Annotated in this window: 15 protein-coding genes and 2 pseudogenes; 13 read left to right on the top strand and 4 right to left on the bottom strand. The window is 34.6% G+C overall.

Features of this window, described 5'->3' with window-relative positions; genetic code table 11:
• Positions 1–16: 16 nt before the first annotated feature.
• The 6 genes and pseudogenes from K5R64_RS11610 to tnpA all read left to right on the top strand — a co-directional run bounded on the left by K5R64_RS11610 (position 17) and on the right by tnpA (position 8156).
• Entirely contained in the window at positions 17–1171 is a 1155-nt protein-coding gene (locus K5R64_RS11610; protein WP_220763623.1) for a FecR family protein, read from the top strand.
• 78 nt (positions 1172–1249) lie between these two features.
• Positions 1250–4606 (top strand): TonB-dependent receptor, encoded by a 3357-nt coding sequence (locus K5R64_RS11605; protein ID WP_220763622.1) that lies wholly within the window; start codon positions 1250–1252, stop codon positions 4604–4606.
• A gap of 10 nt (positions 4607–4616) precedes the next feature.
• Positions 4617–6089 (top strand): RagB/SusD family nutrient uptake outer membrane protein, encoded by a 1473-nt coding sequence (locus K5R64_RS11600; protein WP_220763621.1) that lies wholly within the window; start codon positions 4617–4619, stop codon positions 6087–6089.
• A 570-nt stretch (positions 6090–6659) separates the two neighbouring features.
• Positions 6660–6959 carry an HYR domain-containing protein gene (locus tag K5R64_RS11595; RefSeq protein ID WP_220763619.1) on the top strand — a complete coding sequence of 100 codons (300 nt, stop codon included), beginning with the start codon at positions 6660–6662 and terminating at the stop codon, positions 6957–6959.
• Positions 6960–7022: 63 nt separating this feature from the next.
• The gene (locus tag K5R64_RS11590; RefSeq protein ID WP_220763617.1) at positions 7023–7316 is read left to right on the top strand and encodes a hypothetical protein; all 294 of its coding nucleotides are present in this window, start codon (positions 7023–7025) and stop codon (positions 7314–7316) included.
• Between the two features lie 402 nt (positions 7317–7718).
• A pseudogene (gene tnpA, locus K5R64_RS11585) lies at positions 7719–8156 on the top strand (IS200/IS605 family transposase).
• Positions 8157–8340: 184 nt separating this feature from the next.
• On the opposite strand, the gene K5R64_RS11580 reads toward tnpA, so the two are convergent.
• The 4 genes and pseudogenes from K5R64_RS11580 to K5R64_RS17315 all read right to left on the bottom strand — a co-directional run.
• Positions 8341–8949 (bottom strand): PP2C family serine/threonine-protein phosphatase, encoded by a 609-nt coding sequence (locus tag K5R64_RS11580; protein ID WP_220763615.1) that lies wholly within the window; start codon positions 8947–8949, stop codon positions 8341–8343.
• A gap of 7 nt (positions 8950–8956) precedes the next feature.
• On the bottom strand, positions 8957–9319 hold the full coding sequence (locus tag K5R64_RS11575; RefSeq protein ID WP_220763613.1) for a hypothetical protein: 363 nt from the start codon (positions 9317–9319) through the stop codon (positions 8957–8959).
• A 14-nt stretch (positions 9320–9333) separates the two neighbouring features.
• Positions 9334–9666, bottom strand: coding sequence for a hypothetical protein (locus tag K5R64_RS11570; protein ID WP_220763611.1), 333 nt, complete (start codon positions 9664–9666; stop codon positions 9334–9336).
• A 120-nt stretch (positions 9667–9786) separates the two neighbouring features.
• Positions 9787–9885: pseudogene (locus K5R64_RS17315) on the bottom strand (type IV toxin-antitoxin system AbiEi family antitoxin); the annotation flags it as partial.
• 685 nt (positions 9886–10570) lie between these two features.
• On the opposite strand from K5R64_RS17315, the gene K5R64_RS11560 reads away from it, so the two are divergent.
• The 7 genes from K5R64_RS11560 (at position 10571) to K5R64_RS11530 (ending at position 25799) form a co-directional block, all read left to right on the top strand.
• Positions 10571–12316: a sulfatase-like hydrolase/transferase gene (locus tag K5R64_RS11560; RefSeq protein WP_255580360.1), complete on the top strand. Its 1746-nt coding sequence runs from the start codon at positions 10571–10573 to the stop codon at positions 12314–12316.
• 51 nt (positions 12317–12367) lie between these two features.
• Entirely contained in the window at positions 12368–13747 is a 1380-nt protein-coding gene (locus tag K5R64_RS11555; RefSeq protein ID WP_255580359.1) for a cellulase family glycosylhydrolase, read from the top strand.
• Between the two features lie 124 nt (positions 13748–13871).
• The gene (locus K5R64_RS11550) at positions 13872–16019 is read left to right on the top strand and encodes a glycoside hydrolase family 3 N-terminal domain-containing protein (RefSeq protein WP_220763609.1); all 2148 of its coding nucleotides are present in this window, start codon (positions 13872–13874) and stop codon (positions 16017–16019) included.
• Between the two features lie 283 nt (positions 16020–16302).
• A complete protein-coding gene (locus tag K5R64_RS11545; RefSeq protein ID WP_220763608.1) occupies positions 16303–19068 on the top strand; it encodes an alpha-L-rhamnosidase in 2766 nt (921 codons plus the stop codon).
• Positions 19069–19161: 93 nt separating this feature from the next.
• The gene (locus K5R64_RS11540) at positions 19162–21249 is read left to right on the top strand and encodes a polysaccharide lyase family 8 super-sandwich domain-containing protein (protein WP_220763607.1); all 2088 of its coding nucleotides are present in this window, start codon (positions 19162–19164) and stop codon (positions 21247–21249) included.
• Between the two features lie 146 nt (positions 21250–21395).
• Complete coding sequence (locus K5R64_RS11535; protein ID WP_220763606.1) at positions 21396–24386, top strand: sugar-binding domain-containing protein; 2991 nt, start codon at positions 21396–21398, stop codon at positions 24384–24386.
• Positions 24387–24746: 360 nt separating this feature from the next.
• Positions 24747–25799 carry a GntR family transcriptional regulator gene (locus tag K5R64_RS11530; RefSeq protein ID WP_220763605.1) on the top strand — a complete coding sequence of 351 codons (1053 nt, stop codon included), beginning with the start codon at positions 24747–24749 and terminating at the stop codon, positions 25797–25799.
• The last annotated feature ends 70 nt before the right edge of the window (positions 25800–25869 follow it).

The raw sequence follows: 25869 nt of genomic DNA, 5'->3' as shown, positions 1-25869 counted from the left end.
ATTTAAGATAGGACCTATGGAAATAATCGATGTAATTATAAAAAAACTACACCATCAAAACCTTTCTCCCGAGGAAACACGTTTCTTTGATACTTGGTTGCAAGAGTCTGAAAAGAATCTTGATTTCTTTACCAAGTTGGAACAGCTAAAAAACAAAAAAGAAGTTATAGCTGAAATTGCATCGGTAAACCCAGAGTTAGCTTGGCAAAAAGTAATCCGTAAATATGAGAAAGAAACCCGTCGCAATCAATTGCAATTATTCTCTAAACGTTTCTTAAGGTATGCTGCTGTATTTGTTGGAGTATTAGTTTTAGGTTATGTCGTAGATACTTTTGTTCTGACAAAACAATCAGTTATACTACCATCTAACGAAATTACCTTACAATCTGAAAACGGGGATGTTCAGGTTTTGTCTTCAAATATGATTTACGGGATTAAAGATGCTAATGGAAAGACATTGGGAGCTAAAAGTGAAACTAAATTAGATTTTAGAGGCATTAAATACGTTGATAAATTAATCTACAATACATTGACTATTCCTTATGGTAAAAAGTTTGAAATCACCCTTTCAGACGGTACCATAGTCCACCTTAATTCAGGTTCTGTTTTTAGATTTCCAATTAAATTCATCAATGGATATAAACGAAAAGTGAATCTTATTGGAGAAGGCTATTTTGAAGTCTCTAAAGACAAAAAACATCCTTTTATTGTTGAAACTGCACAGATGAATGTTACTGTTCTAGGTACGAAATTCAATGTCTCTGCCTATCCTGAAGATCCTTCCATTACGACAGTATTGGTAGAAGGTTCGGTTAGTCTTAGTTCTTCGTTAGATAATTCAAAAGAAGTGGCACGACTTTCTCCTGGAGATTGGGCTAACTGGTGGATTAAAACGGCAGGTATAAAAAGAAAACAGGTAGATACAGATATTTATACCAGCTGGATTGATGGGCGGATTGTTTTCAAAAATCAAAAATTTGGCAACATTATCAAAAAATTAGAACGTCATTATGATGTAAAAATCAAAAACAATTACCAAGAGCTTAATCAAGAGTTGTTTACTGCTTCATTTGATGTAGAAACGATTGAAGAAGCGCTCAATTCATTTGCAGAGAATAAATATTTCAAATTTGAAATAAAAGATAAATTAATCACTATTAACCAACCTTAAAAAAAGAATTGCCAATGAGAAATACCGATTGAAAATGATGAATCATTACTTACTATTATCAAATAAACCAAAAAATTTATGAAAAAAAATATTAGTCAAAGACACCGTTTGTCTTTTTTTATTCGATTTAATTTAGCTTTTAAACTAACAATTTTATTGCTACTTATTACCGTTTGTTCAACTAATGCAAAAACCTATTCTCAAAACATAAAACTGACTTATGACTTAAAAGATGTTACGATTGCCACTCTTTTAGAAAAAATTGAAAAAGATACTAAGTTTAAATTTTTATTTAACAATGAAGAAATCAATGGAGATAGAGTAGTATCTATTAATGTGAAAAATGAAGAACTTAAAGATATACTGGATAAAATATTTTTAAATTCAAATATCACATACAAAGTAAAAAACAAGCAAATTATTTTAAAAGAAAATAATGAAGTAAACAATGTTGCTAGTAATGATAACATCATACAGCAAATCACCATCAAGGGAACAGTGAAAGATGCTGATGGCATGCCAATTCCCGGCGCAAATGTACTAGTCAAAGGGACAACCATCGGAACTACAACAGATATCGATGGGAATTATGTTTTAGGAGTGCCTGAATCTGCTAAGATATTAGTGTTTTCTTATCTAGGGTTAAAATCTACCGAAGTTGCCATAGCAGGTAAAACGACTATAAATGTATCTCTGCAGAGTGATGCAGCAACCTTAGACGAAGTGGTTGTCATTGGGTATGGAACGATAAAAAAGTCGGATGTTACAGGTTCTGTATCTTCTGCAGATGTCAAAGAATTAAATAAAACTCAAAACACTTCTATTGCTCAAGCAATCCAAGGAAGAATGGCAGGTGTTACTGTTTCTAAAAGTTCTGGGGCACCAGGTTCTACTCCCACAGTTAGAGTTCGTGGTTTTGGGACAGTAAATAACGCTGACCCTTTGTATATTGTAGATGGTGTTCCTATTAGTGATATTTCTAGTATTAATATGGAGGATGCTAAATCTATTGAAGTACTTAAAGATGCTTCGGCTACCGCTATTTATGGTTCTAGAGGTGCGAATGGTGTCGTATTAATCACAACCAAAAGTGGTACAAAAGGAAAAACAACGATTTCCTATACTAATTATGCTGGAATAGAAGAACGTATTGATAATTTAAAAGTGATGAATGCTGAGCAATGGGCTACTTTATTTAATGAAGGATTGGCAAATGATGGTCGTCCATTGAATCCAGACTTAGTTAACCCTTCATCATTGCCATCTTATAATTGGAAAGATTTAGTATATAGATCAGCTAATATACAAAGTCACCAACTTTCAGCTTCAGGTGGTTCCGATAAATCAACTTTTTATGTTTCGTTTGGATACATCGATCAAGAGGGTATTGTTGTTAATTCTTCGTATAATAGAATTAATTTTAGAGTAAACAATACCTATCAAATTCTTCCAAAAGTTAAATTGGGGCATAATATTCAATATTCAAAAGCCAAAACTAGAAGTGTTGCCGAGTTTGGAAATTCAACTAGTAGAGTAGCATTTTTAGGATATTTGAATGATCCAGTATCTCCTATTTACAATCCTGATGGGACTTTTGGTATATCCAAATACAATTCCATTGTTGCAAATCCACTTGCTTTTGCTACTTATGTGAATACTCCTTCGATTAAAGAAAGCTTTTTAGGGGATGTTTCATTGGATGTTGATATTATTAATGGATTAAAATTTAAATCCAATTTGGGTTTACAAATCAACAATACCAAAGTAGATAATTTTGTTCCTGCTTATTTTGTATCCTCCATTATTAATTCGGCACTAAGTACTTATACTTTAAATAGAAGCGAAAATAGAGTTTATGTAATGTCTAATACGTTGAATTACAATGTAACTTTAGCAAAAAAACATAGCATAAGTGCTTTGTTAGGACAAGAGGTTCAAGAATTAAATTTCAATAATGTTAATACCACTCGAAATGATATTCCGCCGAGTGTTATCAATCCAACTTTAAGTGCTGGTTCTATCTCTTCAGCAACTAATAGCGGAGATATTTCTGAATCAAGATTGTTGTCTTTTTTTGGTAGATTCAATTATAATTATGATGATAGGTATTTACTAACAGGTACATTTAGAAAAGATGGTTCTTCTCGTTTTGGTTCTAATAACCGTTGGGCAAATTTCCCTTCTTTAGCATTGGCGTGGAATATTCACAAAGAAAAATTTTTCAATGTTGAAGCTATTAACCAATTCAAGTTTCGTTTAGGTTGGGGAAAAACGGGTAATCAAGATATCCCAAACTCAGCCATTTATAATACTTTAAATATTGGTACTAATTATCCTTTCGGACCCACAGAATCAACAACAGTTGGGGTAGCGCCTTTAACACCAGGAAATTCTAATTTGAAATGGGAAACTACCGTTACTAAAAATATCGGACTTGATTTAGCATTTTTAAATAACTCAATCACCTTCACGGCTGATTATTTTATTAAAAACACGACTGATATGTTAATGCCAACTCCAATTTTATCTTCTTCTGGCTATCGAAATACTCCTTTTACGAATGCGGGAAATATTCAAAATGATGGTTTTGAATTTACTGCAAATTATAAAAAAGTAATTAAAGATTTTTCATTTAATATAGGAGGTAATATTGCGATTATTAAAAATAAAGTGCTCCAACTTGCTACAGAGGGAACTGTTTTCCAAACAGGTAATGCACAAGGAGGTATTGCTAATGTAAGCCGTACCGAAGCAGGACATCCATTGGCTTCTTTCTATGGACTAGAAATGATTGGTCTTTTTCAAAATCAAAATGAAATTAGTACTTATCCAAATTTACCAGGTACAAAACCAGGAGATGTAAAATACAAAGATCAAAATGACGACGGAATTATTAATGATGCTGATAGAACGTTTATAGGTTCACCATTACCAAAGTTTACGTATGGTATCAATCTAAACATTGATTACAAGCAATTTGATTTATCTGCCTTTTTTCAAGGAAGTGAAGGAAATAAAATTTTTAATGCCAGTGATTATGATTTGATGGGGGACTTGTCTACAAACTTTAATGTTGATTATTTAGGAAGATGGACAGGTGAGGGAACTTCTAATTCTATTCCAAGGGCTTCTTTTGCTAGTCAAGCAAACAACTCAAGAACTTCGAGTCGATATGTGAAAGACGGTTCTTATTTGAGATTAAAAAATGTTCAATTAGGGTATACTTTACCCAAAGACATTAGTAATAAAATAGCTTTAGATCAGTTACGATTTTATGTTTCTGCTCAAAACTTGTTGACATTCACTAAATATAACGGTCTTGATCCAGAAGTAGGAATTGATAATTCTCAAAATAGTCCATTGGATATTGGAATTGATAGAGGAAGGTATCCTTCTGTGAGAACGGTTTCTTTGGGACTAAATATGAATTTTTAAATAGAAAATTATGAAAAATATAAATAATAAATTTATAAAAGCGATACGATACTTTTCAGTTGTTTTAGTAATAGGATTGGCATCTTGTAGTAAGGATTATTTAGAAATTGATGCTTTCGGTTCGCCAGTGGTTGAAAACTTTTATAAAACACCTGCTGATATGGAGCAAGCTTTAACAGCTGCTTATAACCCTATGCGTGAGCAATATACTTCTTTTGGACAAGTTTGGTCTTCTGATTTATTTATGGGAGACATCGGAACTGATGATATCGAAAAAGGTGGGTTAAGTTTAGCGGATATTCCTTTTTTATTACAAAAACAAGAATATACTTTGACGACAAATAATCCATATTTGAACTTTCGTTGGGATATTAATTTTAGAGGTGTTTTGTACGCCAACTTAGTTTTAGATAATATTGATAAAGTGACTTTTACGGATGCTAACAGAAAGAAAGAAATTGCTGCCGAAGCATATTTTTTACGCGCTTATTACAATTTTAGCTTAGTTACTTTTTTCGGAGGAGTTCCTTTGTACGATAAGCCATTGCCTTATGAACAAGCGAATATTCCTAGAGCTAGTAAAGCGGATACTTATACATTTATTGAGCAAGACTTGTTAAAAGCGATTCAAGATTTGCCTTCAAGATTTACTAAGCCATCCTCTTATCAGGGACATGCAGACAAAGGTGCTGCTCTAGGATTTATGATGCGAGTTTCTTTATATCAAAACAAGATGGATAAAGTAAAACAATACGGCGAGGAATTATTCAAGTTGCCTTATGAATTAGTTGCTTTAAATACCATTTTTCAACCGCTAGGGGAATGGAGTAAAGAGTCTGTTTTTGAAATTAATTATTCTTCAAATACGAGTGCTTTAGGGACAGCTGTTCCAAAACAAATGATGCCAAGAACGACAGATGGTCAAGGGTTTGGTTTCTCTCAAATTAAGCAGAATTTAGTTGATGAATATGAACCAAATGATCCTAGGTTAAGTGCATTCATTTTTGATGATACTAGAGTATATGGGACAGGACATTATAATAAAAAATATGCTTGGAAACCTTTTAGCGGATATTCTATTCCAACCGTTGGAGGGCAACTTAATAGTGATCAAAATGTTCGTTTAATCCGATTGGCTGATGCTTATTTGATGTATGCTGAAGCAATCTACAAAGACGATCCAGCTACAGCTGTACAATATGTTAATAAGGTAAGAACACGTGCCAGAGGAACTGCTCTCCCTACAGTTGTGCCTGATTTACCATTAACATTGAATGGTCAGCCATTATTAAATGCCATTTATCATGAAAGAAGAGTAGAATTGGCCGGTGAAGGTTTACGTTTTCAAGATTTGATTCGTACAGGAAGAGCTAAAACTATTTTAGCACCTCTTGGTTTTGTAGAAAATAAAAATGAAGTCATGCCAATTCCGCAAACTCAAATTGATTTGTCGAATAAAATTTTGACTCAAAATAATTATTAAATATTGGTTGTTTAGTTAGTTGGAAAAGGCTCGATCGTTTTGTGATTGAGCCTTTTTTTTTAAGTGGGTTTGTATTATAAATAATAGTTTTAACATAGGTTACTAATCATTTGTAAGTATAGTTATCTCAATTCCATCCTATTACTGAGATAGAGAAATTATTTTAATTTAAAAAGGTCGTGATTTGCTGAACTGCCCTCAAATAGTGTCTAACTTTATGGTGTAGTCTACACTCGAATTACGACCTCTTTTATTTCGCTTTAAATCATTTTCTTGAATTTGAAAAAATGATTTTAGAATTATAAATTTTGTTTGTGATGAGAATGTAATAATAGTAAGTCCCCTTTTCTTAAGTAAATTCAAGATTTTAGTACATAATTAATTTATTACTCATAACGTTAAATATTTTGCCCTACGTTATACAATCACTTAAACTTTATATTGGTTTGTTTATTAAAAAAAATAAAAAACATATGTTTTACTTTTCAAACTATCTGTTTCCTTTCCTACGCGTTAATAAGGCTATTTTTAACACCTAATAAATTGATTATTAACTAAAAAAAAAAGATTATGATACAAAAGAAATTAATTTTCATCTCAATTATATTCTTGATGCTCGTTAACACCTCTTGTGGTGGCACAGAAGACACTGTAGTGGATACTGAAAAACCGGTCATAAATTATCAGGGAAACATTACTGTTGCTATTGCCTCAACAGAGAGTGAAGTTAGAGTAGATTATCCTGTTCCAACTGCTACTGACAATGTCGCTGTAACGGTTACAAAAACTAGTGGATTGACCTCTGGTGCTATGTTTCCTATTGGAACAACAACCAATACGTTTCAAGCAAAAGATGGTCCGGTAACCTAGCGACTTGTAGCTTTGATGTTATTGTAACGCGAAATCCACCTGCTAACAATAAACCTTATTTTATTGGAATTGACCCAACTCCATCTGATAAAAAAATGGACTAAGGTTAGTGAATTGTCCGATGAATTTGATGGTACTACTTTCGATGATAATAAATGGCACAGAAACCCAGCAACAGATGGATTTAATTGCATTGGGAGAGCCCCTGGATTATTTGAATCTGAAAACGTTACAGTGAGCAATGGCAATTTGAACGTCACCGTTAAAAAATTCGCGTCTCCTAAAACAGTAAATAATACTGTATTTACTCATGGAGGTGCAATTATACGCTCAAAAGCACTTGCGAAACAAGGTTAGTACTATGAATGTAGAATGCAGGCAAATAAGACAATTATGTCTTCTACGTTTGGGATATTTTTTAAACAAAATTGTAATACAGGGCCTCTTAGAAAACTAGAATTGGACATTCAAGAGTGTGTTGGGCGTGTTCATAGCAAAACCGAATCGTGGGCAAAGAATTGGGATCAAATTTATGCATCAAACACATGGAGACACAAACAGAATTGTGATGTTGCTACATCTCTACAGTCCCCCGCTAAAACTATATTGACTGAGAAAAATAGTTCCAGTTTTTTTGTCTATGGCTGTTGATGGAAATCACCTACTGAAATTTTATTTTATTGGTCACAGTTTCGGATCTAAAACCCTGCAATTTATTGAAGTATTTTAGTAATGCGAAAAAATCTATATCTTTAGGTTATGGCTATAGATTTAAGAAAAGGTTCGCATAACATAAGCAGATTAACATGTCATGTTGTTTGGGTTACTAAATATAGGTATAAAGTATTGAAAGGCGATGTTCAAAAGCGTTGCCGTGAAATTTTGATACAAATTTGTGAAGCATAAGGAATTGAAATTTTAAAAGGAGTTGTAAGTTCTGATCATGTTCACATGCATATTGAATATGCCCCCAAACAGAATGTCAGTTCCATTTTAAAAAGTTTTAAAGGGAGAACGTCTCGAAAATTACAGATGGAATTTCCTGAATTGAAAGAACGATATTGGGGTCAACATTTTTGGGCAAGTGGATATGGAGTTTGGAGTACTGGGAATATAACTGACAAAATGGTAAATGAATATTTGGAGCATCACAGAAGAAAAGATAATGATGATAATTCAAATTTCATTCTCGAATGAAAGAAATGAGGGACTTTCAGTCCCTCGTCAAACAAACCTCTGCACTTTCAGTGCAGAGTGGTTTAGTTGAGATTCGTGTTTCATTTTTTAATTTTCAAAACTACTAGAATGTTATGGTAATAATTGAGTAATTATCTTGTGCTTCCTTAAGAATTTGATGTTCCAATTTTTGTAAACCGTTTTTTTAATTGATAAATATGAGAAGTTGCTCGATAGAAATTACATTGTGAAGACCATCGGAACATATGATGAATGATTGGGCTTTAGAAAATGTTTTGGATTGATAACCAATGTTCAGTTCAGATGATTTTCCAGAAATAGATTTGGTTACAATATGTCTATATTTATCTAAAGATTTATCTTCTTTTAAATTGTCTGATTCAAGTTGGCTATTTACTAGAGTATGGCTTTTTGTCTGAAACAAAACTTCGTTTTTGTTTATTTGATAAACCATAACGTCCCCAACCCAGAAAATATGAATAGTATCTTTTTCTATAATAACACCACCTATTGTAGCGCCAGATTTAATATTATTTTTGGTATTGAATTGTTTGATTTCCAAATTAGCTTTGTGAACAGCTTGTTGTATATTTTGTTCGTTTATATGTGTAATATGGTTAAGAAATGTGAAAATATTTTCAACAGCAATCTTTGCCGCTCCATCACCTTTTTCGTAACCTCCCATACCATCAGCAATCAGAAAAAAGGAAAAGCCAGATTCTAATTTGTTTACACAGATAAAATCTTGGTTACTTTCTATTTTTCCTTTCCCTGTTAACTGTTGTATTTGCATTAATCAATTACTTTATTTTTTGATTAAGGATTTGAAAACAATCCAGGATATCATCAAATTTAATGTGGTTTGTTTCGAGTATTTGGTTGAATAAAATACTGTTTTCTTTTAATTTTATCTCTGTTTCGATAATGGCTTTTAATTTAGCTTTATTGGTTTTGTTATCAGATAAGAGTATGTTGATATCTAAACCTAACAGAGCAGCACCAGCTTTAGTGATGGAGAAGTTTTCTAATTTATACACTTCTTCGTGGTACTCCATAACAGCTCTTTCTTGGTGGATATTGAGATAGTTCAATAGAATAAATCCCATATCATCGGCATCTTTATTGCCTATATGATGTCTGTCTTTCCAAGCAACCAATTTCAAAATGAAAATTCTGGCTAAAGAAACAACGTCAATTTTAATGTTTCATCTATTTTAACTCTTAACAAATCTTTTTCAGCTTCTTCAAAGCCAAGTACCGTCATTGCTAAGGATTGATCTGGTGGCCAGAAGATTTTGTCTTCGGCAGTTGCAATACCTTCATAAGGAACGATATCTAATTGAAAATCTTTCAGATATAAAAAACTTTGTTGTTGTTTGAGATCTTTATTAAAGTTAGGCAGTTGTATTATTTCTTTTTCAATAGTTGAAAATTGCTCCCATTTATCAATAGCTATAGCGATATCTATGTCTTGAGTTCTTCTGCCTGATCTTTCTCCATGAAGCTCCATAATGATATCTCTTGCTGTTGCTCCGATAACAGAAATTTGATTTCCAATTTTAGAAATACTTGAATTAGTTAGTCTAACAGTTTTTTTAATAATGGATTTTCCAGTTTTTCACTTGATGGTTTATAATCCATTTTCTAAAATGATTTTGGCAGATTCTATATTTCTGTTATTACTGGTACCTATTAAATCTGCATAGACAACTAACGGGGGAGCGGTATATTCATTTTTAAATGCAGATTATACGTCCAGAATTTATTATACAATTCTATATTTCCAGATTCATCAGGAACAAGCTTCAGTTGTTTTGCAACTTTGCTAATTTCTTCGTTAGTAATTTGTATTTATTAACTTGTTAAAAATGGTTAAAACAACATAAAAAAGTCCGTTTTCGAAAGAAAACGGACTTTTTTGCTAGTAGCCACAACCGAACAAATCTCGAACCATTTTATCGAAGATTTGAAAAAATTAGTACAAATAACAATATTTTAGAACACGTTTAAAATTTAAGAATTTTAAACTTTTATCTTCTGCTGTGTTTTAATAGAATAAAAACTTCAAATGGCTATTGAACATTCCTCGCTTTTTTTTAAAAATCATAGATGAAATTTGTAAACTTTTGATAATTAGTCTCTTTTAGGACTTGAAAAAATAAGAAACTATTCCTGTGATTGTTGCTAAAGGACGATTGTATCCCTTTTTGGTACTTTTAAAACCTGTTTACCCATTATTTTTGTCAATACCAAATACCGTTAGGAATTAACAACAAGAAAATGTTAAGCTAAACTTTGTTGTCTATTGCAGTATAGCTCAGGATAGATTTTTTTTAGTAGATGTTTTAATTTGTTCTTGGATAAAAAATAGCTACTAACTTCCTAATTTTTTCAAATTATAAATGAGTGATTTAATGACAAGAATACAGTTTTTTGCAGTCGTATTTTTAAAAATGTTTTTCGTTTTTACTACCACGACGGTTGTGGGGCAGCATAAGCATGCAGCGGAAAAAAAGCCCAATATTATTTTTATTCTTACAGATGACCAGCGTTTTGATGCTCTTGGTTATGCAGGAAATCCATTGGCCTACACGCCCGAAATGGATAAAATAGCTAAAGAAGGAGTTTATTTTAAAAATGCGATTTCCACCACACCAATTTGTGCTGCCAGTAGAGCGAGTATTTTTAGTGGACTGTATGAAAGAACGCATCGCTACTCTTTTACATCGAGTGAAATAAAGCAGGAATACATGCAAGAAGCTTTTCCTAAAGTGCTAAAAGAAGCAGGTTATTACACGGCACTTTTTGGGAAATTTGGTGTAAAGTACAAGCATTTAGATGAGTTATATAACGAATATGATGATTACGACCGCAAAGCATCTTTTCATGACAGACGTGGTTATTATTACAAGACAATCGGAAAAGACACGGTGCATCTAACGCGTTATACGGGGCAACAAGCTTTGGATTTTATAGACAAAGCTCCAAAGAACAGGCCTTTTTGCTTGCAATTGAGTTTTAGTGCGCCTCATGCTCATGATTCTGCCAAAGACCAATATTTTTGGGATAAAGAACAAGATTTTGTTCTTGCGAATACTACCGTTCCCGATGCTAAATTTTCGGACAAAACCTATTTTGATAAATTGCCTCAAATAGTCAAAGATGGTTATAACCGTTTGAGATGGACGTGGCGATATGATACTCCAGAAAAATACCAACACAGTGTAAAAGGCTATTTCCGAATGATTGCTGGAGTGGATATGGAAATTACCAAAATCCGAAAAGAATTAGAAAAGAAAGGTTTGGCTGACAATACCATTATTATTGTCATGGGCGATAATGGTTATTTTTTGGGCGAAAGACAATTGGCGGGTAAGTGGTTAATGTATGATAATTCGATTAGAGTGCCCTTGATGATTTACGATCCACGTATAAAAGAACATAAAGATGTGGAAGAAATGGCGTTGAATATTGATGTACCTGCTACTATTTTGGATATGGCAGGTGTAAAACAACCTGCTTCTTGGGATGGCAAAAGTTTAGTGCCGTTAATTAATTCGTCTTGTTCCAATTTAAAACGTGATGCTATTTTAATTGAACATTTATGGGAGTTTAAAAATATTCCGCCAAGTGAAGGTGTTCGTACGAATGAATGGAAATATTTCCGATACGTGAATGATAAATCAATAGAGGAATTGTATCATTTACAAAATGATCCTAATGAACTAACAAATCTTGCAAAAGATAAAAAGTATCAAAAAGTACTGAAGCAATTGCGTGCCCAATGTGATGCTTTAATTGCAAAAAATAACGACCCTTATTCTGGATTAGCCTCTGGATTAACAGTGACTTTTGGAGAAAATACAAAAGATAAAACAGCGAATGCGAACTTGGTTCAATTTAGCTGGACTGTACCGAAACAAATTGCCAAACAACAAGCGTATCAAATTCTAGTTTCAAGCTCTTTAGATAAACTCAACCAAAATATTGGAGACGTTTGGAACAGCGAAGAAGTGCGTAAAATACAAGCTACAAATATTGCCTACAATGGTTCATCATTAGAATCGGGAAAAACCTATTACTGGAAAGTACGTTTGTGGGATGAAGTTAATAGAACTGGAGATTATTCGGTTTCCAAATCTTTTCAAATTAAAAAATAACAATCAGCGATAAGCAAACCCGATTAAGGGTTAATTAAATAAAAAATAAACATGAAAAATACCCTTTTAATTTTGATGTTCAGCTTAGGAATGAGTTCGGCTTTTTCCCAAATCAAACACGGTTTGCGTGACGAACAAGGCAGGCATGTTATCCCTAGAGGGTATGTGGTGGTGACTAATGATGGTAATTTTACCGCTGATGATTATCTGCGAATGGTGCGAATGGGTGCTAATTCTCAAGTAATCCGACTGGAATTAGGGAAACTCAGTACATTTCAAGGAGCCAAAGTAGATAACAATTATTTACTCAAATTAGACACACTTGTCAATCTAGCCAAAGCACAAGGGATTAAAACGGTTTTTAAAATGACCGTTTATGGAGTGGAGCATTTTTCATGGGAGCAATTTTGGCTGAATAAAAAAAAGGAACATACAACCTATATAGATGCATGGAAGTTAATTTGGAACCGCTATAAAAACGAAAATTTTGTGCTTGGTTATGATGTGGTGAACGAACCGCGAAAACTTACGATGGATATTTCATACGATGATTTGACTGCAAAATACCTAGTGCCGTTGTACCAAAAAATCATAGATGAAAGTCAAAAAATAAATCCAAATAAAAAAGTGTTGATTCAGTCCATTTTTATGAATAAAGGAGAAGGGATGGACAACAATCAATATGCTGAAATTACGGCGCCTGTTAATCGGAAAAATGTGGTTTTTGCACCCCATATTTACCAGAGCAATATGGATTTGGTAAAACCTGTGATGGAACGTTTTGATCGCGAATCGACCATGCTAAATGCTCCCATTTTTATAGGAGAATGGGGTTTTCCTACTTTTGCCAAAACAGATACCCTTATTAGTGGAAAGGTTGGACAGCTTAAATATACCGAATTGTATATGCGTACCGCCGAAGTTTTTGATGAAATGGGGGTAGGAAGCATTAAAGCTTGGTTTTCTGGAAATCCAAAAATGCAAAATTTTTTATCAGAAGGACCTTCAACCTGGGCCATTTTTAGTGACAAAAATGCCGTCGGAACGGTAGAACGTAAGTACATTACTGATATCATTGCAAGACCTTATCCCCAAACGATTGCGGGAGATATTTTGAAATTCAAATTTGATTTTACCACCCGTACGCTACATGTTAATTTAAAATCAGATAATAACAAGGGAACTTCGGTTGTCTTTGTGGGAGCCAATAGGCATTATCCAGATGGATTTACCATTTTTTGTGATGATGCCATGATACTAACCTATGATCCTACTAAAAAAGAAGGACTTCAAGTAGTAAAAAACAATACAAAAGCGACCGGTTCGGACTTTGTTTGGGATGAAATGAGCCAACAGTTAACCATTAAAAAATGGCCTGAAGATCAAAAAAACATCCATTTCAAAATAGCTCCGGGGATAGTTAAAAAGTAATAATGAAAACCCATTTAGGTTTGTTAGATTTTCTATACCGATAAAGCAGGACAACTATTTGAACGACCTACACTAATTTTAGAAATTAGAATAGAGTGGACTAAAACTATTAATATTATTTACAATGATTAAATCACATTCGTTATTTGTTAAATTCTTTTTTGTGCTAGTAGTAGCCCATGTTCAAGCAGGATTTGCACAGCAATTGAATACTGAAATTGCTGCCAAGGTCAAAGTACTATTGGGAAAAATGACGCTGGACGAAAAAATAGAACAATTAACGCAAGATGCTCCTGAAAACACGCGCTTAGGTATTCCTATGATGAAATACAGTGAATGTTTGCACGGCCTGTGGCTAGACAATGCCACCGTGTATCCGCAAGCGATTGCTTTGGGTTCTACTTGGGAACCGAAATTGCTTCAGGAAATGACTACGCATATTGCTTTAGAAGCCAGAGCGGCTAATTTAACGCATTGTTATTCGCCTAATTTAGATGTAATTACGGGTGACCCTCGTTATGGACGTGTGGAAGAATCTTATGGCGAAGATCCTTTTTTAGTTTCCAAAATGGGTGTTGCCTTTGTAAACGGACTTCAAGGAACGGGTAAAGAACGTTTTGACAAAAATCATATTATGGCTACGGCCAAACATTTTGTAGGCTATCCTGAAAACCGTCGTGGTATCAATGGAGGTTTTAGTGATATGTCCGAAAGAAGATTGTATGAAATTCATTTGCCACCTTTTGAAGCTGTTGTAAAAGAAGCCAAAGTAGGTTCGCTAATGCCAGGACATCAAGATTTTAATGGTATTCCTATGCACATGAACAAACCGCTTTTACAAGGATTGTTGCGCGATAAATGGGGATTTGATGGTTTTATCGTTTCAGATAATAACGATGTGTTGCGATTAAATATCATGCATTCGATTGCTAAAGACAGAGTAGACGCTGCCATTTTAGGATTGAAAACAGGAGTCGATATGGACTTGGTAATTGGTAAAAGTTTGGAATGGTCCACTTATACAAATGCCGTTTTGAAAGAAGCGCTTAAAAGAGACCCTTCGATTATTAAAAATATTGACCAAAGTGTGAGCCGAGTTTTAACGGCTAAATACAGATTGGGTTTGTTTGAAACATTAGGAAAAACCTATCCAGATAAATTAGTTAGTAAGCCTGAAAGTCAAGCAGTATCCTTGAAAATTGCCAAAAAAGCAATCGTATTGTTGAAAAATGAAAACAACCTTTTGCCATTGGATAAAAACAAAATCAAAAGCATTGCGGTAATTGGGCCAAATGCTGATGAAAACAAATTGCCAAATGGAAAGTTTCCTTTGTTAGGAGGCTATACAGGTGCAGCTCCTTATTATGTTTCGGTTTTACAAGGGATTAAGGATAAAGTAGGGAAGGATATAAAAGTAAATTATGCCAAAGGTTGTGATTTATATACGGATTCTAAAGCTGGATTTGATGAGGCAATAAAAGCAGCTCAAAATTCAGATGTGGTTATTCTAGCCGTTGGTGGTTCTTCTCTTACTTGTGGCGAAGGAATCGATAGAGATAATTTAGATTTAATTGGGGTTCAAAACGAATTGGTAGAAGCAATTCATAAAACAGGAAAACCAATTGTAGCTGTTCTAATCAATGGTCGTCCACTTTCCATCAATTTTATAGCTGAAAAAATTCCATCGATTTTAGAAACTTGGTATTTAGGCATGAAATCAGGTGAGGCGATTGCTGAAACTATTTTTGGAGACAACAATCCAGGAGGGAAATTAACCGTTTCTTTTCCGCGTTCGGTAGGGCAAATTCCGGTTACTTATTTAGAGAAACCTGATTTTGTAGGTTCAGGAAAAGGGTTGTATAAGTTTGCTGATAAAACACCATTATTTGCTTTTGGACAAGGAATGAGTTATACCACTTTTGAATATAAAAATTTAAAATTGGCTCAGCCGACCATTGCTGTTAACGGAAAAACAACAGTTTCGGTAGAAGTGACCAACACTGGCAAACGAGATGGTGACGAGATTGTACAAATGTACATAAGGGATGATTTTGCTTCTGTTGGAAGATACAACAAAATGCTAAAAGGTTTTGAGCGTGTTCATCTCAAAGCAGGTGAAACCAAAACGGTTCAATTTGAATTGAATTTTGACAATCTATCGATTTACAATCAAGAAATGAAAAAAGTGGTCGAGCCAGGAGATTTTACCATTTCAGTTGGAGCTTCATCTTTAGCCAAAGATTTGACAACAATTAAACTAACCGTAAAGTAATTTTCTAAAAAAAATAAAAACTATTGAGAGATCGTTTTCAATGGTTTTTTATCTAAAAGCCTTGCCGATTTTTTTTAATTTTAAAGGCAGTAACAACCCAAAATAATCCATTAAATTTTAAAATAATAATTGCTTTTTAAGGATTGGTAGTTAAGTGTTTTTTAAATAAAAAAAAGGAATATTTTGAATCTAAGTACCTTTATTAGTATCGTTTAAATGACTCAATTCGGCAAAATTAGGAATTCAAATTGTTTGGCTTATAATAATTAATTATTCTATTAATATGAAAAAAAGTGTTAGATTAGATTTTAAAAGTTTTTTGTTTCTAATCATTCTTATACCGTTTTCGATAGTATCTTTTGCTAAAACAGGTGTAGCTAAATTAGTCTGTGAATACCATGTCAATCCTATTGGGATTGATGTTTTAAAACCAAGATTTAGCTGGCAGATGATTACAGATACACAAAATGCGAAGCAAGTAGCTTACGAAATCCGTGTGGCTAGTTCTGCTGAAAATTTGTCCAAAAAAAACAATCTACTTTGGACTTCTGGAAAAGTAGAAAGCGACCAATCCGTAAATGTGGCGTATCAAGGAACACCGTTGAAATCCATGCAAAGAGCTTATTGGCAAGTACGCATTTGGGATAATAAAAATAAAGTTTCAGAATGGAGCACACCAGCTTACTGGGAAATGGGAATTTTAGAAAAAGATAACTGGAAAGCGTCGTGGATTACCATGAAAGACGAAACCAAATCAACTACTTCGTTACCTGCTCAGTATTATCGAAAAGAGTTTGCAACTACCAAAAAAGTAAGCTCCGCCAGAGTGTATGTGACTTCTCTAGGATTGTATCAATTATTTTTGAACGGGAAAAAAGTGGGAGACCAACTTTTTACACCGGGTTTTACCAGTTATAAAAAACGCATTCAGTATCAAACCTATGATGTAACTTCAATGGTACAGCAAAAAAATGCCATAGGAGCCATAGTAGGCGATGGTTGGTACCGTGGCTATTTGGGTTGGGATGGATTGCGTGCCTATTATGGTGACCAATTAGGTTTATTGGTTCAATTAAGAATAAACTATACTGATGGAACTAGCGAAACCATTGTTACAGATGACAATTGGAAAACATCTTACGGCGCTATCTTGAAAGCCGATATTTATAATGGTGAAAAATACGATGCCCGACTAGAAATGGACGGCTGGGCTAAAGCCGACTTTAATGATGCTAAATGGAAGCCAGCTGGAATCCTGAATCATTCTAAAGATATTTTAGTAGCTTCAAATGGCTTGCCAGTGAAAGCCACCCAAGAAATCAAACCCATCAAAACGATTAAAACACCTTCTGGAGAATTGGTTTTTGATTTAGGACAAAACATCGTAGGATGGGCACGAATTAAGGTAAATGGAAAAAAAGGCGATGTAGTGACTTTGAAATTTGCTGAGGTATTGGATAAAGAAGGAAACTTTTTCACTAAAAACCTTCGTGCTGCCGAGGCTACGGATATCTATACTTTAAAAGGCGGAGCAGAAGAAGTTTTTGAACCTCATTTTACCTTTCATGGTTTTCGTTTTATAAAAGTCGAAGGGCCAATTGTGCCAACTGCAGCCCAAATTACAGGTATTGTAATTCATTCGGATATGAAGCAAACAGGTACTTTTACCTGTTCAGACCCTTTGATTAATCAACTGCAAAAAAACATACAGTGGGGACAAAGAGATAATTTCTTAGACATCCCAACAGACTGTCCGCAACGTGATGAGCGAGTAGGATGGACGGGCGATGCGCAAGTGTTTAGCATGACGGCTGGTTTCAATTTTGATGTGGCTTCGTTTTACACCAAATGGTTGAAAGATTTGGCTTTAGACCAACAACCTAATGGCGAAGTGCCGAACATTATTCCGGATATGTGGAATAACAAATTAGGAGGAGTTACGGCTTGGGGAGATGCTGCGGTGATTGTGCCTTGGACGGTTTATAAGACCTATGGTGACAAACGTATTTTAGAGGAACAATACGTGAGTATGAAAGGGTGGGTGGAATATATGGCTAAAAATGCTGGAGATGATTATTTATGGAATCAAAACCGTTGGCATTGGGGAGATTGGTTGGCTTTCCATTCGGATAAACCAGATTATGCTGGTGCTGTAACCGAAAAAGATTTGATTGCAACCGCTTATTTTAACTATTCTACTACTTTATTGAGTAAAATAGCGGCAATTTTAGGAAATACTGCTGATGCAACAAAGTATGAAAAATTAGCGGAGAATGTCAAAAAAGCATTCATTAAAGAGTTTATAACACCCAACGGTAGATTGGTGTCACATACGCAAACCGCTTATGCTTTGGCGCTTTCGTTTGATTTGATTCCAAAAGATTTGAGACAAAAATCGGCTCAATATTTTGCCGAGGATGTGAAGAAATTTGGGCATCTTACTACTGGTTTTGTGGGGACACCTTTGTTGTGCAGTACGCTTTCGGCTATTGGTCGTGATGATTTGGCTTTTATGTTATTAAACCGCAAGCAATATCCATCTTGGTTGTATCCTGTAACACAGGGAGCGACAACGATTTGGGAGCGTTGGGATACCCAAAAACCAGATGGAACTATCATTGACGGAATGAATAGTTTTAATCATTATGCCTATGGAGCCATTGGTGAATGGTTGTACACGCATGTGGCAGGTTTGAGTATCGACCCTCAAAATCCAGGGTACAAACATACTTTGTTTCACCCTCATCCTGGTGGAGGTTTGACCAATGCAAACGCTGAATTTATATCCTTATATGGTTTGGTACAATCCGCTTGGGAAATTAAAGGAGACGATTTAATTTATAAAGTGATTATACCAGCCAATACTACAGGAACGGTTACTTTGCCTAAAGCAACATTGAACCAAGTGCTTTTAAATGGCAGTGCTCTTAAAGGAGAACTGAAGAAAAACGCTAAAGAAGTTGATAATAATGTGGTTGTAGCATTGGGCTCTGGAACCTATGAATTTAGTTATGCAGCTGGAAAAGAGTTCAATAAAGTAGCTAAGTAAGTTTTGATTTAAGTAGCTAAAATAATTTGAGTTTAGTTTGAAAAAGGAATCCGTTTTAGATTCCTTTTTTACTTTTATAAAAAAAAGAAATAGATGAAAAAAAATTACTGGCTTCTAGTATTCCTGATATTCTCAATTACAAGTTTTTCTCAATCGAATAAAGCGTATCCGCACGAATTGCAACAACTGTTTAAAAACATCAAAGAGAAGTATTTAGAAGATGCTGTTCCCACTTCCGAAGTGGAACATTTACTTGCAAGCTTAGATGCAAAAGGAGCTTGGCCAGGCATTGATTACAGTAGCCAACAAAGAGGGCATTGGCCAGTTTTATTACACCTTTTGAATTTAAATCGTTTGTCTAAAGCTTATTTGAAAGAGGGTTCAAATTATTATCAAAAACCTGAAGTTTTGGATAAAATTCATCTTGCTTTAGATTATTGGTTGGCAAATGATTTTGTGAGTCCTAACTGGTGGTATCCTCAAATTGGAATTCCGCAACAATTGGCTCCTGTTTTGATTGTTATGGAAGATAAACTTTCAGACAAGCAGTTGCAAACTGGGGTAAAAATCTTGAATAAAGCCAAGATTGGAATGGGAGGACAAAACAAAGTTTGGTTGGCAGGTAATGTGTTGTACAAATCTTTGTTAGTTCGAAATATTGATAGCGTAAATATTGCATCAAAAGCTATTCAAGGTGAGTTAAAAGTTTCTACAGATTTAGGAATTCAGCCCGATAATAGTTTTCACGAGCATGGCGCCATGTTGCAACAAGGGAATTACGGTTTATCGTATTTAGGTGATATGATTAAATGGATTGCTGTTTTGCGCCATACGCCTTTTGCTTTTGATGAAGAAAAAGTAGCCATTATTCGGGAATTTGCTCTTGATGGAACCCAGTGGTTTTTATGGAAAAAAAACTTTGATATTGGTGGTAGTGGTAGGCAATTGTTCCAAGGCGAATTGGCTAAAAAGCAAAAGGCCATTCTGAAAAATTTCAAACAGTTAGAAAAATTAGATCCTGAGTTTGCATCCGTTTATAATAAAGCACAAGATTATAAAAGTTTGTCGGGAAATAAACATTTTTGGAATTCGGATTTTCATATTTCTCGAACTCCCAATTATTTGTTTACGCTCAAAATGTCTTCAAGCCGTGTGAATGGATATGAAACGGTGAATTTTGAAAATATGTTAGGCTATCATTTGGGAAGCGGAATGACTTTACTGTACCAATCAGACAATGAATACTTGGATGTTTTTCCTTTTTGGGATTGGAAAAAATTGCCCGGAACTACGATTATTCAAGATGATGCTCCTATTCCTGTATCCAATGCTTGGGGTTATAAAATTGAAGGTGATTTTGTAGGCGGCGTTACGGATGGAACCAACGGACTTGCGGTTTTGCAATACAATCGTGGCGGTTTGCAAGCCAACAAAGCATGGTTTATGTTGGACAACCAAATCGTTTGTTTAGGAAATGGTATAACAGCTGATACGCCTTTTAATGTGACTACAGGAATCAATCAGGTATATCGCAATGGAGCAATTGTAGTAAAAAACAAAAGCAAAATACAAAAAGCCACAGGAAAACAAGATTTTACCAATCCTAGCTGGATTTTACACGATAGAGTAGGCTATCTTTTCCCTTCGGGAGGGAAGGTTAGTTTGGTTGCTGATACCGTTTCAGGTTCGTGGTACAAGGTGGCGCAACGTTACAAAGACGAAACCATCAAAGCGGATATCTTTAATGTATATCTCAATCATGGAACCAAACCAAAAGAAGCAGACTACCAATATATTTTGGTTCCAAATGCGACGCAGCAACAATTAATTCAATTAGAGAAAAAGCCTTTATTTGAAATTAAGAATGCGAAAAGCCAACAAATCGTTAGTCGTAAAGATGGAAGTCTAGCAGGTATTGTTTTTTATGAAGCAGGTAAGGTGGATTTGTTCGGCGGAATTTCAGTGAGCGAGCCTTGTTTGTTATTGGTTGAAAAACAAGATAGCGGATTGAAAGTAACGGTCAGTGACCCAACGCATAAGTTGACAACTATTCGTGTGGCTTTCGATAAAAAATACAAAAACGAGCAATTGGTAATTGAAAATAATCAGTCTGTTCTCAATCTAAAGTTACCAGATGGTAACGAAGCAGGTAAGAGTGTGACTTTTATGTTGCAATTTTAATTAGTTGATTTTTAATTCTACTATTTAATTTCAGAAAAAAAAGTACTTTATTTAAAGGAATGCAGTACAACACAGGACAGGCTGATTTTTTCTCTTTTGTATTTTTAGCGTTTAGAAATAGCCATAGTTTTTTAAAAAATTAAATAATGAATATAAAAAGTTTAACTAGTTTAAGACACCCTTTTTTATGGATTTTTTCCGCTTTTATTTTGATAAGCCTTTCGGCGAATAGTCAAAATTTTAAAGAGGCTTCCAAAGGAAACCGTACAAAGTATAATTTTAATCCCGATTGGAAATTTATTAAAGAAAATCCCAAAAATGCGCAAGAGCTAAACTTTGATGATTCATCATGGAGTACTGTGAGTTGTCCGCATACTTTTAATGATGTGGATACTTTTGATGATTTGAGTTTAGGAGGTCATCATGGAGAGAAAAACCAATGGAGAGGGACGGTTTGGTATCGCAAGCATTTTAAATTACCTGTTGCCGATAAAGGGAAAAAAGTTTTTATCGAATTTGAAGGTGTACGCCAAATTGCAGATGTTTATATCAACGGAACTTACATTGGTACAAACCGTACTGGTTTTATTGCATTTGGTTATGATATTAGTCAATATATTAAATATGGAGGTGCGGATAATGTGATTGCTGTTAAAGTGAATAATGACCGTAAAAGCGATAATTTTAGAGACAACGATCCTTTAGTTTGGAACCACGAACACTGGCATCCAACACATGGCGGAATTTATCGCAATGTTTTTCTGCACACCACTGATTTGTTACATGTGACCCTTCCTTTGTACGACAACATGAAAACGGTAGGAACTTATGTGTATGCTGAAAATATAAGTGAAAAAAGTGCAGATGTTACCGTTACAGCCGAAGTGAAAAATGAATACAATACTGGAAAAGAAATTATTTGTGAAGCCAAAATTATTGATGCTAACGGCAAAGTAGTGAGTACTTCAGCCTCATCCAGAAACCTTAAAGCTGGAGAAAAGTTTGTTTTTTCTTCTACTGCTAAAGTGCTGAATCCTCAGTTATGGTACACTCGTAAACCGTATATGTACAAGGTGTTGACGGTTTTGAAAGAAGGAAAAAAAGTAATAGATACGTATGAAACTCCATTGGGAATCAGAAGTTTTGAATTTAATAAAGATTCGGGTTTTCATAACAATGGCGAATATGCAAAACTACACGGATGGGGTCAAAAACCAACCAATACTTGGGCGGGTTTAGGCGCTGCTCTGCCTGATTGGTTACGTGATTTTACCTATAAATTAATGGACGAAGCGGGTGGTAATTTCATTCGTTGGGGACATTGTGCTGCCTCTCCATCAGAGGTAGATATGGGAGATAAATATGGTTTTGTAACCTTGATGCCAGGAGTTTCAGGAGAATCACAAGATGAAGGTGAAACTTGGGATATTCGTATTGCCGCTTTTAGAGATATGATTGTTAAGTTCCGTAATAATCCTTCTATTTTTATTTGGGAAGGCGGTAACTGGGCCGAAACCGAAAAACATTACCAAGAAATTCTAGACATTATCAATACCTATGACCCTAAAGGCAAAAGGTTGGTAGGGAACAGACGTTCTGATTTAAAAATAGAATCCGAAAAATACTTGACTATCGAAGTCGGTACCGAAGGTTGGCAAAGAGAATTTGCTAGTTTACCCATTATCGAAAGTGAATACATGCGTGATGAAGCGCCTAGACGTATTTGGGACAAATATTCTCCCGACGATAATTTTTGGAACAATCCTAACTTATATAAAAACACTTACCAAATAGGTTCAGAAGAATTTGCGGTGCGTCAAGCGGACCATTGGTGGAACAAAATGGGAAAAAAAGTGTATCATTCTGGTGGTGCCAATTGGGTTTTTTCTGATGGGCCACATGGAGGGCGAAATCCTACTGAGGTAACCAGAGCTAGTGGAGAAGTGGATGGCGTCCGTTTGCCTAAAGAAGCATTTTATGCCTTAAAAGCCATGTGGAGACCAGAACCTCAAGTGCACCTAATTGGGCATTGGAATTATACCCAAGGAACAAAGAAAGATATGTATGTGATTTCCAATTGTGCTGCTGTTAAAATGTACATCAATGGTAAATTGATTGGAACGGATGATACAGCTGAAAATGGGTATGTGTACCAATTTCCTGCTGTGGCTTGGGAAGCGGGTGAAATTAAAGTTGAGGGTTATGTTGATAATAAAGTATTGGTAACACAAACTAAAAAGACAGTAGGTGAGCCAGTAGCCATCAAGTTAACTCCAATTACCGGTCCAGAAGGATGGAGAGCAGATGGTTCAGATATTGCTTTGGTGGATTTTGAAGTGGTTGACAAAGACGGAAACCGTTGTCCGCTAGATGCTGCTCGTGTTGATTTTACCATTTCGGGCCCTGCCATCTGGCGTGGTGGATACAATAGTGGCAAAGCTAATAGTACCAACAACCTATATTTAGATACAGAATGCGGTATAAATCGTGTAGCTGTTCGTTCCTTATTAAAAGCAGGTAAAGTAATTATTACTGCAACAAGACAAGGATTAAAACCAGCAACAATTGTTTTGAAGTCTCTTCCTGTGGAAATCAAGAATGGTTTGACATTGGAGATGCCTCAGGTATATAAAAATGTTCCAATAGAAGAGCCTATGCCCGTACATACACCCGCTATGCCAGCTTATGATCCAGCCGAAAACAATACAAGTAAGTTGTTTACTAAGTTTAGTTACACAGGGGATGCAAAAGCAATGTTGCGCACCACAATGGATTGGGGTAAAAAGGCCTATACCGATTTAGAATACAATTACACCGTAATCCCAAGTTATTTAAGAGGAGCAGAATATGTTAGAACCCCTGATTCCGACAAAAGATATTGGGCTCGTGATCAATTGCAATTTGTTGCAGGTGTGGATATGGAAATTTATGTAGGACATGATGACCGTGTGCCAAGACCTGAATTCCTGAAAAAAGAATATGTAGATACAGGTGACGATATTGATTTAGGTGGAGTGAAAATGTCCTTATTTAAACGTACCGCCAAAGCGGGAGAAAGCATCATTATGGCTGGAAATACTGAAGGTGATGCACCAAAAGATTGCCGTATGTATGTGGTGATTGGAAAGAAAAAGTAACAATGAATGGATAGAGAAAAGAAAGCTTCGGTGGTGTAACCGAAGCTTTTTTTATAACTACCATTTTGCCTCGAATCAAAGGCGGTGGGTTGATGGTTTTTTGTAATAACAAAAATAACAAAATCTTAATGTGGATTATTGGATAATAAGTTTTGGGGTTGAGTGGAAGAGATTGTGATTTTTTTAATAGGAATAAAGTAAAAAGTGGAGCTGGGTACTCAATGTGTTGTTTTTGTTGAAGTTAATGATGCTTGTCGGTATTTTTGAATACCCTTTTAGGTACTATTTAATACTTTGTACCCTTTAAATTGCACTCAGGTTTTTTAACCAACTATCTAACTAACTAAATTACTTGATGCTATGGAAATATTAAATTACATTGATATTAATAAAAATTCTAGGGTGCCAATGTATCAACAAATTGTTGATTCGATTATAAACAATATATCTACAGGTAACATTGAATTGAACCACAAATTACCATCCATTAATACGATTAGTGAAGATTTTAATTTGTCGCGTGATACTGTTGAAAAAGCCTATAACATATTGAAAGAACGCAATATCATTGTTTCAATTCCTAGAAGAGGGAATTATGTAGCAAACGTTGAAACCACTCATAAATTAAACATACTTTTTTTGGTTAGTAAAATGAGTTCTTATAAAATGAGCATTTATAATGCTTTTTTAAATAAAATAGGGATTAATTCAAAGATTGACTTGGTAATCTATCATTGTGATGAGTTTGTTTTTCTGAACACTTTGAAGAATGCTAAAATGGTATATGATTTTTATGTGGTAATGCCACATTTTAAAACTGAAAAATTGCAACATGCTAGTTTTACTGAGGAAGCATTAGCCGCTATACAAAATATTCCTAAAAATAAATTAATGGTTTTGGATAACATCATGCCGCCTTTACTGGATGATGATGATGTCAATGCCGTGTATCAAGAATACGATAAAGATATTTATGAAGCACTGAAAAAAGGAATGAATAAAATCAATAAGTATAAAAAAATCGCATTAATATATCCTGAAAAATCAGTCTATCCTTATCCAAGAAGGATTTTGCATGGCTTTAGAAAATTTTGTTTAGAATTTGATAAAGACTATGAAATCCTTAATGAAGTATGTGATGATATGGTTCTCAATAAAGGAGATTTGTTTATCACTATTCAGGAATCTGATTTGGTTAATTTGATTAATCAAGCTCGAAACAATGAATTACAATTAGGGGAAGATATTGGAGTGATTTCGTATAACGATACTCCTTTAAAAGAGTTATTAGGAATTGCCACGATGACTACTGATTTTAAAATTATGGGCGAAACAGCTGCTCAGATGCTGTTAAGTAAAGGAAATGGAAAGATTAAAGTGCCTTTTGATTTTATTGATAGAAAATCGGTATAAATACTAGTTTTTTTTGAATTATAATGCTTGATTTGTTACGAAAGGGGGCGGAATTACAAAGAATTTATTT

Origin of the sequence: Flavobacterium sp. UMI-01, from assembly GCF_019656315.1 — a bacterium.
Lineage (GTDB): Bacteria > Bacteroidota > Bacteroidia > Flavobacteriales > Flavobacteriaceae > Flavobacterium.
The sequence above is the reverse complement of the archived record's forward strand: the minus strand, read 5'-3'. Positions and strand labels throughout refer to the sequence as shown.